This is a genomic window from Methylophaga sp. SB9B (assembly GCF_004832235.1).
Taxonomy (GTDB): domain Bacteria; phylum Pseudomonadota; class Gammaproteobacteria; order Nitrosococcales; family Methylophagaceae; genus Methylophaga; species Methylophaga muralis.
Map to the genome: position 1 here is coordinate 1 of NZ_SSXS01000037.1, position 261 is coordinate 261.

Annotated in this window: 1 pseudogene; it reads left to right on the forward strand. The window is 42.1% G+C overall.

Annotated features, from left to right (window positions below):
- A pseudogene (locus tag E8Q33_RS15035) lies at positions 1 to 145 on the forward strand (tyrosine-type recombinase/integrase); the annotation flags it as partial.
- Positions 146 to 261: the final 116 nt, after the last annotated feature.

Sequence of the window (261 nt, forward strand, 5' to 3'; positions counted from 1 at the left end):
CCACCCATTTGCTGAATCATGGTGCCGATTTGCGTGTGGTTCAGTTGTTACTGGGGCATGCCGATTTATCAACAACGCAAATTTACACTCATGTAGCTAAAGCCAGATTGCAACAGATGCATAATCACATCATCCACGTGGATGAATTTCGGCATCATGCAAGCTGATGGTAGACTGGCGAGTTAAAAATTAATTAGATTGGGAGAAGCCAAATGCCCTCATTTGATATTGTTTCTGAAGTAGACATGCATGAATTGACGA